The organism is Clostridium sp. D5 (genome assembly GCF_000190355.1).
Lineage (GTDB): Bacteria > Bacillota > Clostridia > Lachnospirales > Lachnospiraceae > Faecalicatena > Faecalicatena fissicatena_A.
Genome location: NZ_GL870813.1, coordinates 325916 through 335005 on the forward strand (window position 1 = coordinate 325916; position 9090 = coordinate 335005).

Consider the following 9090-nt stretch of genomic DNA (forward strand, 5'->3'; position numbering starts at 1 on the left):
GGGCAGCCTGCCCACATCACGTGAAGTCTTGATGACTTCACGCGCTGGGGGCAGGAAAAATTGTAATTTGGTAATTACAATTTTTACCCCTGCTTTCCTTCTTTTTTACTTAACTCCTGCTAACAGCCGTGCTGACGCTTCCGGCAGCCTCTATGTCCGGTTCCTGAGGCTGGCTCTATAGGCGGGGAGGCGCTTTGCTTTGGGGAACTTATGGTGGGAGGCGGATGGGATTTGGGGGAGTGGAAAATTTGGAGAGGTTCGTGAGATTATTTGGGGGGGAGTTGGTTGCATCATGTTAGGTATCCAAAAATCTGCTTGAATTGCCTTTGGGGGGATGCTACAATTATTCTATGAGTATAGATTGCTTTCCGTGGTGGGAGAGTGTGAATTGAGAGGAACTGTGATGACTATTACAGAAATTGCGGAGATGGCAGGGGTCTCGGTATCTGCTGTTTCGAGATATTTGAATGATGGGTATATCAGTGAGGAGAAGAGGCGGAAGATTAAGGCGGTTATTGATAAGACCGGGTATAAACCGTCTAAACAGGCGCAGATACTTCGGACTAAGAAGTCGAAGGTAGTGGGTGTGATCCTGCCGAAGATCAGCTCGGAATCTATTGCGAGGGTGGCAGATGGCATCAGCTCTGTTCTTTCGGAGAAGGGATATCAGATGCTGCTTGCCAGCACGGAGAACAATCCGAAAAAGGAGATTGAATACCTGAGTCTTCTGAAAAATAATCCGGTTGACGGAATCCTTTTTTCAGCTTCTGTTTATGACCGGGCTCATCAGGAGGCACTGAAAAAACTGGACATACCGGTTGTTATTATCAGCCAGAGATTTGATGATTTTGCCTGTGTGTACCATGATGATTATGGTGCGGCCAAGGCGATGACAGAACTGCTTCTGGAGAGCGGGAAAAAGAAGATTGCACACATTGCTGTTACACAGAAGGATGAGGCTGCCGGGAAAAACCGTACTGAGGGTTATAAGGATGCAATGAAAGAGTATGGGCTGGAAGCTCCGGAAAAGATGATGATAACAGCGGGTTTTAATATGGATGCAGGTTATGAGAGCATGAAAAGGCTGCTGAACAGGTGTCCGGAACTGGAAGGGGTATTCTGTGCCACCGATACGCTTGCAGTGGGCGCTTTGTCCTGTCTCAAAGATATGGGCAGGAAGGTTCCTGAGGAGACGGCGGTGGCGGGAATCGGACATAACCGGCTGTCCAGAGTGGTATCCCCAAAAATCACAACGGCGCATCTGTTTTACCGGACCAGCGGAATTGAAGCTGCAAATATGCTGCTGGAAATGATAGAGAATGAAGATCACATATACAGGCAGACTAAGCTGGGGTATGAAGTTATCAGGGCGGAAAGTGTCTGAGTCCATTATGTTATTTATTCATTATTAATAATAAATTAAGCAGCCGACTGCTCAGACACCGGCTTTTTAGTTCCCATATATTATCAAACGCTGTGTATTCACAAGCATACTCGTCTGTGAAGCGCGAATTCGTAAAAGAGAAAACGACTAATGTGCATAGTGCTTACTTGCAGATTAGTCGTTTTTTGTAGTGTATTTTTGTTAATATTTCATTCAATCACCCTTTGCTTTTTCCGCTCTGTCATATGACACCACAATCTTAGTACTTTATTTGTCTAAGTTTTTTGGTGATGACAGAGTATTTAAACGAATGATTTTACTGCCTTTACTTTCATAATAGCATAACATTTCATCAATTTTCCTTTTATCATAACTGGTAATGCAATCTGATAAAACATTAACGTTATAATTTGCTTTGCGTAAGTTGTAACAGGTTGATTTAACACAGGCAACAGCATCTGCTCCTGCTATGTAGAAATCAAATATTTCATTTTTTCTAATAAAGTCTGCAAATTCTTCATTGCTTAATGCGTTTCCTTTGTATTTTGTAAAAACATTTTTTGATACTATTTTCAAGTCTGGAGCTAATTCAGCCCCCTGTGTATTGGGTTTAAAAGTCCTTGTTCCAGCTGATAAATTTTCATGTCTTATATAAATAACATGAATATTATTACTGACTGCCCAATCTATAGCTTTGTTGATATTGTCAATAATGTCTTTATAATTCTTTGTTATGTCATTTTGAATATCAATGATTACTAAGGCTTTTTTCTGCATAATGTCTCCTCCTTTTTCTGCTTTTTTAGAATATCATACAATTGTTGACAGTAATATGTCAGCAATATATAATTATAAAAATAAATTTTGAAAGGAAGCTATCAGATGAAAGTTGACAGGCTTATTAGCATTATTATGATCCTCCTTGATAAAGAGCGTATAAGTGCACAGAAGTTAGCAGATATGTTTGAAGTTTCACTTCGCACAATCTACCGTGACATAGATGCTATCAACATGGCGGGTATTCCTGTTTGCTCTACATCAGGTGTGGGAGGCGGCTTTGAAATCATGCCGAAATACAAGATTGATAAAAAAGTCTTTTCGACTGCCGATCTTTCCGCTATCTTGATGGGACTTACCAGTCTTTCCAACATGATACGAGGTGATGAACTGATAAACGCCCTTGCGAAAGTCAAAAGTTTTATCCCTGCCGAAAGAGCGAAAGACATTGAATTAAAAGCAAATCAAATACATATAGATTTAAGTTCGTGGATGGGCAACAGGAACATACAACCATATTTAGAAATTATTAAAACAGCTTTACATGAAAGAAGGCTGCTTTCATTTGAATATACAGACCGCCACGGAAATAAAACCTCACGAACAGCAGAGCCGTATCAGCTTGTATTGAAAAGCAGCCATTGGTATTGGCAAGGATATTGTCTTAAAAGAAATGATTTTCGCTTATTCAGACTATCCCGCATTTCAAACCTGAAAATACAAGAGGAATTTTTTATACCACGGGATTACCAAAAGCCACAGTTAGACTTTACTGATATTTTATCATCTATGCAAACGAAAATTAAAATCCGTATCCATAAATCTATTATGGACAGGGTAATTGATTATTGCGATTATGAGCACTTTTCTCCAGATGGTAATGAGTATTACATTGTTAGTTTTCCTTTCATAGAGAACGAATACTACTACAATATTCTTTTGAGTTATGGAAATAAATGTGAGTGTTTAGAGCCGTTGCATATCCGCGCAGAAATGAAGCGTAGAATACAGGATTTAGCTGCCATATACGAAAGTTAATACGTGTTTAAGGGATAATCATGTTACCACCGTTTTTCCAGCTAAAAAATACAGTTAATTCTTTATAATGAATTAACTGTATTTTTTTGCCTCCGATTCAAATTCTTCTTCAGAGTCTATACATTTTTATGGGGCGTATTCTCCATAAGCTGATGGACGACAAATTGTGACTGACTGGATTTATTAAACATCATTTTTATAGTTTTCCCCCAAGTAATGCTTAACATAATTCAGGTAATTTCAGGGAATAATTATATTTGTGAAATATAGACAAAAAATACAGCGCATTTTTGGTTTATCTACCTATTTACAGATTGGGAAAAAATGATAAAATATAATTGAAATATGAAAACGATATCACATATATAAAGCTATAAAATAAAGAAATATATGTGACTAAGGAACTGATAGGTGATAACGATATCATAAAGGAGGACGTTATGGATTATCATTCAATAGCGGAACAGATACTGGAGTATACAGGGGGAAAGGGAAATCTGATATCAGCTGCACACTGTGCAACGAGACTTCGGCTTGTTATAGCTGATAATGAAAAGTGCGACAGCAAAGCGGTTGAGAATGTGGATGCGGTAAAGGGAGTTTTCTTTGCAGCCGGGCAGATGCAGATTATTCTGGGGACGGGTACTGTCAATAAGGTTTACGATGAATTTATTAAGATTGCGGGAATCAGTGAGTCCAGCAAGGAAGATGTGAAAAGGGAAGCTGCAAAGCGGGAGAATCCATTTAAACGCCTGATTAAGACGATCGGTGATATTTTTGTTCCGATCATTCCGGCAATTGTTGCAAGCGGATTTTTAATGGGGATCATGGAAGCCCTTAACTTTATGGTGAATAACGGGTATGTGAACATCAATACCGACGGCTCAATTTATCAGTTTGCAGTGTTATTCAGCAATGTTGCATATGTATTCCTTCCTATTCTAATTGCATTTAGCGCGGCAAAGGTTTTTGGTGCGAATCCGTTTCTGGGGGCGGTTATCGGTATGATTATGATTCATCCGAATCTGCAGAATGCATGGACGGTTGCCACGGAAGGCGTGCAGAAAACACAGGAAGTTTTCTTTGGCCTCTGGCGGGTGGATATGGTAGGCTATCAGGGACATGTAATTCCGGTCATTATTGCGGTTTTCGTGCTGAGTATCATTGAGAAGAAGCTCCATAAGATTGTGCCTCCCATGTTTGACCTGTTTGTTACGCCTCTCGTCAGTGTTTTTGTGACAGGCTATCTCACACTGGCTGCGATCGGGCCGGTCTTTGTATTTGTGGAAAACAGCCTGCTGAATGGAATACAGCAGCTTCTGACACTTCCATTTGGGATCGGAAGTTTTATTATGGGCGGTCTGTATGCGACAACAGTTGTATCCGGTATACACCATATGTATACAGTGATTGATATCGGACAACTGGCACAGTACGGGCTTACTTTCTGGCTGCCTCTGGCATCAGCGGCAAACGTGGCACAGGGAGGCGCCGCATTAGCAGTGGCATTAAAGAGCAAAAACAAGAAAATGAAATCCGTAGCGCTGCCTTCTGCATTGAGTGCATGTATGGGAATCACGGAACCGGCAATTTTTGGTGTGAACCTCCGGCTTGGAAAACCGTTTATAGCCGCATCTATCGGCGGTGCGTGCGGAGCTTTATATGCATCCCTTGTACATCTGGGGGCAACAGGCACAGGTGTGACCGGAATCTTTGGAATACTCCTGCATCTGCAAAGTCCGCTGCATTATGTCATAGCTATGGCAATCGCATTTGGCGTGGCATTTGTACTGACAGGTGTACTGGGATTCAAAGAGGAACCTGCAGTGGGGGATAGTAATGGCGGAACTGAAAACAGACAGAATATGGATGCAGTATCCGTTAAGACTTCTGCGGAGGCGAAAGTGATCACTGATGAGAAAATAAATACTGTCACAAAAGATAAAATGTCTGCAGAAGAAAATGGGAACCAGACTGATGCGGCTGAAGAACTGAACCTGATCAGTCCCGTAAAAGGAAAGGTTATCCCGCTCGCGGAGGTGTCAGACGAGACTTTTGCATCCGGCGTGCTTGGGGATGGTGTCGGCATACAGCCATCGGAGGGAAAAGTATTTGCACCCTTTGACTGTACCGTGGCGGCCGTATTTGATACAAAGCATGCAATTGGACTGGAAACACCAGAGGGAGTGGAATTACTGATTCATATTGGCATGGACACTGTTACGCTGAATGGCGGGCCATTTACGGTATATGTTGAGGCGGGGCAGACGGTTGAAACCGGTGAGCTGCTTTTGGATTTTGATATGGAAAAAATCAGAAAAGCAGGACTTGATACAGTAACACCGGTTATTGTTACGAATCCCGGGCAATATAAGAACATCAATATAACAGAGAGATTTTAAAAAAGATAAAGGAGAACGAATATGCTGGAAATGAATTGGACTGATAAATGGCGGCTGGGTCTGCACCTGATGCCGCCCACGGGCTGGCTCAACGATCCGAATGGATTGTGCCAGTTCAAAGGAGTATATCACGTATTTTTTCAATATTCTCCGGACAATCCGGAGGGCGGAAAGAAGTGCTGGGGACATTACACCAGTCCGGATCTTCTGAACTGGCAGTATGCTGGAATTGCATTGTCACCTGAAGAGGCATTTGAATGCCATGGCGTCTATTCGGGTTCGGCCCTGATAGCGGATGGAAAGATGAATCTTTTCTACACGGGAAATGTAAAGCTGGAAGGTGATTATAACTATATCACAGATGGGCGGCAGGGCAATACGGTGCTGGTCAGCAGTGAGGATGGGTCCGCCTTTGAGGGAAAAAAGTGCCTGATGACAAATGAAGACTATCCGGATAATCTAACCTGCCACGTGCGGGACCCAAAAGTTGTGACCGGAAAAAGTATTGGGATAGAAGACGACAATTATTATATGTTCCTGGGAACAAGGACGAAGGACGACAGAGGCGAGGTTCTTGTTTATAAAAGTTCTGATCTGGAAACCTGGGAGCAGCAGAATATCCTGAAGCAAGAGAATAAATTTGGATACATGTGGGAGTGCCCGGATGCGTTTATTCTGGGAGAAAAAAAGATACTGAGTGTTTCTCCTCAGGGAGTGGAAGCAAGCGGGATCGACTATCAGAATATATATCAGTCCGGATATTTTGAACTGGAAGGGGACTTTGACGGGGAATATCGTTTGAAAAACTTCAGAGAGTGGGACAGAGGCTTTGACTTTTACGCCCCGCAGACATTTTTGGATGAGCAGGGCAGGCGGATTCTGATTGGATGGATCGGCATGCCGGATGACCCGGGCCAGAGCAATCCAACAGTGAAAGATGGATGGCAAAATGCGCTTACGGTACCGCGTGAAGTATTTCTCAAGGATGAAAAGGTGATGCAGTATCCGGTTGAGGAACTGTCTGGACTGCGGAAAGAGGAACAGACGCTGGAGCCTGGCGGCACAACTGGGACGATGCAGTACTATGATGTGGAAGCAACATTTCAGGAAGATTCGGACATGACCCTTGTGATTAGTGAGGGGATTAAGCTTTATTACAGCAGGAGCAACAGAATGTTTACACTGTCTTTTCTTGAAAAACCAGATCTGGGGTATGGCAGAAAAAGCCGTGCCGTACATCTGGATGAATGTCGTACTGTCCGGATTCTGGCAGATACAACCTGTCTCGAAATATATCTGAACGGAGGCGAGGAAGTATTTACAACAAGATTCTATACCGAAGATGGAATGAGCAGCTTGCGGGCAGAAGAAGGGGAGATGGAGATTAAGTATTGGGAAATGGAAGCGATGCGGATTGAGGTGTGAAGACCTTGGGAGAATGGAGACGCTGGTCAGAAGACGGCTATGGGGTGTGGCCGGGCTGCCGAAGAAGCGGTAAACGCCTAAGTGAAATTCCACATGAAATAGGGGGAAACGCGGACACGCGGGAAAAAATCTGATGATTTTTTCCCACGGGTCTGCTGACTTTCAGAACTTGTGGTTCTGAAAGTCTCCCCTATTTCATGTGGAATTTCACCTAAGGCGTTTATCCGCTTCTTCTTAATGCCCGGCCACACCCCATAGCCGTCTTCTGACCAGCTGGATGCATCAAGGCGGCAGGGTGGCTTCACCTGGGGGAGAATCCGGGCGGGGGCTGTGTATGGGGATTGGCTGTGCGGGGCTTTTATCTAAACTTAATTAAAAATTAATTGTTTTGCATATTGCAATTTGCTGTGCATATATTGTAAAGTATTAGCAACGCGGTTTTAGGACAAGGGTGATGATGATGGATTGGAGAGGTTTGAATAGGAATAAGATGAGAATCTGGATTGAGGCGGGAATGGCGCTTCTGCTGGTGATTGTGATCGGTGTTGCGGGTCACAACGGGGCATTTACTAAAAAGGATGCGAAGGCAGATAAGGGAAAGAGTACAAAGCAGGAGACGCTGAATAAGGCGGCGAAGGAGAATGAGGCGGCGAAGTCAGGGAAGGATGCCGGCGGTGCGGATGAATCTGAAGGGAAGAAAGATAAAACAGCAGAGGATAAAGCAGCACAGAATAAGCAAGACGGCAATGAGTCGGAGGAAGTTATTGCTGAGGGGCAGTATCCGATTATGGGGAAAAGTTCCGTTACTGTGGAACAGATGGTGGAATATTTTAATTCCAGTCAGGAAAAGTATCCTGCGGAGGCATTGAGCAAAGGGGGTGCAGACAGTATTGAAACATTCTGCCAGATGTTTTACGATGAGGCGTCGGCAGAAGGGATCAGGCCGGAGGTGCCTTTTGTGCAGACCATGAAGGAGACCGGCTGGCTGCAGTACGGCGGGGATGCTTCTATTGAACAGTTTAATTTTGCGGGTCTGGGGACAACAGGAGGGGGTGTGGCCGGGAATTCCTATCCGGATGTCCGTACCGGGATCCGCGCACAGATACAGCATTTGAAAGCTTATGCGACTGCAGATGCACTGGCGCAGGAATGTGTGGATGAGCGGTATGAATATGTGACCAAGGGGAGTGCCCCTTATGTGGAATGGCTGGGGCAGCAGGAGAATCCGGAAGGGTATGGCTGGGCTACGGCAGATAATTATGGGTATTCAATCGTTGATATGATTTCAAAACTGAAACAGCTGGGAGATTAAAAAAATGCCAGGAGAGCAAGATGCGATTAGCAGCTTTGCCCTCCTGGCATTTATATGCAGATATAAGAAATCTAATCTGTTAGTTTTGGATTATGCTATACAGACATTGACAGCCTGGAGACCGCGGTTGCCCTGAGTGATATCAAATGTGACATTCTGTCCGTCTTCTAAAGTCTTGAATCCGTCCATTGCCAGTCCTGAAAAGTGTACGAATACATCTTCTCCGTCAGCAGCGTTTGTGATAAATCCAAATCCTTTTTGTGCGTTAAACCATTTTACTGTACCGTTATTCATAATAGGTACCTCCTAATTTTTATATGCATTTTCTATAAAACTAAAAAAGGCACATAAAGGTGATCATTAATAAAAAAATGACTACCGAATATATGCGAAATCAAGACTTTATTTAAAATACTTTTTATAGCATAACATTAAAAAGGGAAGAAGTCAAGCGGAAGTTAAAAATATTTTGTAATATAAAATATGTTGTAAATTTTCAAAGTAAATGCAACCCCTATGTCCATTATCGGTTGCATTTACTTTAAGAATCCGAAATGTTGCATTAAGTGTGACAAATTTTGTATGATTCTTCCAGTCGTGTCTGGGAATACGATTGGAGGATTTCATTATGAAGAAAACACATTTATCATTAGAAGACAGAATCACAATCTCACAAATGCTTTCCGAGCAGCAGTCCTTTAAACAGATTGCCACCGCTGTAGGCAAGAACTGCACCTCTATATCCCGGGAAA

At 43.1% G+C, this 9090-nt stretch carries 9 protein-coding genes; 7 read left to right on the forward strand and 2 right to left on the reverse strand.

Annotated elements, in window-relative coordinates:
• Together HMPREF0240_RS24835 and HMPREF0240_RS13270 are read left to right on the forward strand one after the other, a co-directional pair.
• Positions 1-181, forward strand: a 181-nt coding sequence (locus tag HMPREF0240_RS24835) for a hypothetical protein (RefSeq protein WP_207636764.1), incomplete at its 5' end; no start/stop codon positions are given.
• A gap of 222 nt (positions 182-403) precedes the next feature.
• Positions 404-1384 (forward strand): LacI family DNA-binding transcriptional regulator, encoded by a 981-nt coding sequence (locus HMPREF0240_RS13270; protein WP_035313402.1) that lies wholly within the window; start codon positions 404-406, stop codon positions 1382-1384.
• Positions 1385-1651: 267 nt separating this feature from the next.
• Here HMPREF0240_RS13270 and HMPREF0240_RS13275 read toward each other — a convergent pair whose 3' ends face one another.
• Positions 1652-2161 (reverse strand): isochorismatase family cysteine hydrolase, encoded by a 510-nt coding sequence (locus tag HMPREF0240_RS13275; RefSeq protein WP_009003929.1) that lies wholly within the window; start codon positions 2159-2161, stop codon positions 1652-1654.
• Between the two features lie 105 nt (positions 2162-2266).
• On the opposite strand from HMPREF0240_RS13275, the gene HMPREF0240_RS13280 reads away from it, so the two are divergent.
• From HMPREF0240_RS13280 to HMPREF0240_RS13295, 4 genes are all read left to right on the forward strand, one after another.
• Complete coding sequence (locus tag HMPREF0240_RS13280; protein ID WP_009003930.1) at positions 2267-3199, forward strand: YafY family protein; 933 nt, start codon at positions 2267-2269, stop codon at positions 3197-3199.
• Positions 3200-3639: 440 nt separating this feature from the next.
• Entirely contained in the window at positions 3640-5601 is a 1962-nt protein-coding gene (locus tag HMPREF0240_RS13285) for a PTS transporter subunit IIBCA (RefSeq protein WP_009003931.1), read from the forward strand.
• Positions 5602-5622: 21 nt separating this feature from the next.
• Positions 5623-7026, forward strand: coding sequence for a glycoside hydrolase family 32 protein (locus HMPREF0240_RS13290; RefSeq protein ID WP_009003932.1), 1404 nt, complete (start codon positions 5623-5625; stop codon positions 7024-7026).
• A 475-nt stretch (positions 7027-7501) separates the two neighbouring features.
• Positions 7502-8338 carry a glucosaminidase domain-containing protein gene (locus HMPREF0240_RS13295; RefSeq protein ID WP_242833343.1) on the forward strand — a complete coding sequence of 279 codons (837 nt, stop codon included), beginning with the start codon at positions 7502-7504 and terminating at the stop codon, positions 8336-8338.
• A gap of 90 nt (positions 8339-8428) precedes the next feature.
• On the opposite strand, the gene HMPREF0240_RS13300 is transcribed toward HMPREF0240_RS13295, so the two are convergent.
• Entirely contained in the window at positions 8429-8632 is a 204-nt protein-coding gene (locus tag HMPREF0240_RS13300) for a cold-shock protein (protein WP_009003934.1), read from the reverse strand.
• A gap of 334 nt (positions 8633-8966) precedes the next feature.
• Between HMPREF0240_RS13300 and HMPREF0240_RS25215 the strand changes: the two genes are divergently transcribed.
• A partial coding sequence (locus tag HMPREF0240_RS25215; RefSeq protein ID WP_083806133.1) for a helix-turn-helix domain-containing protein occupies positions 8967-9090 on the forward strand: 124 nt, incomplete at its 3' end.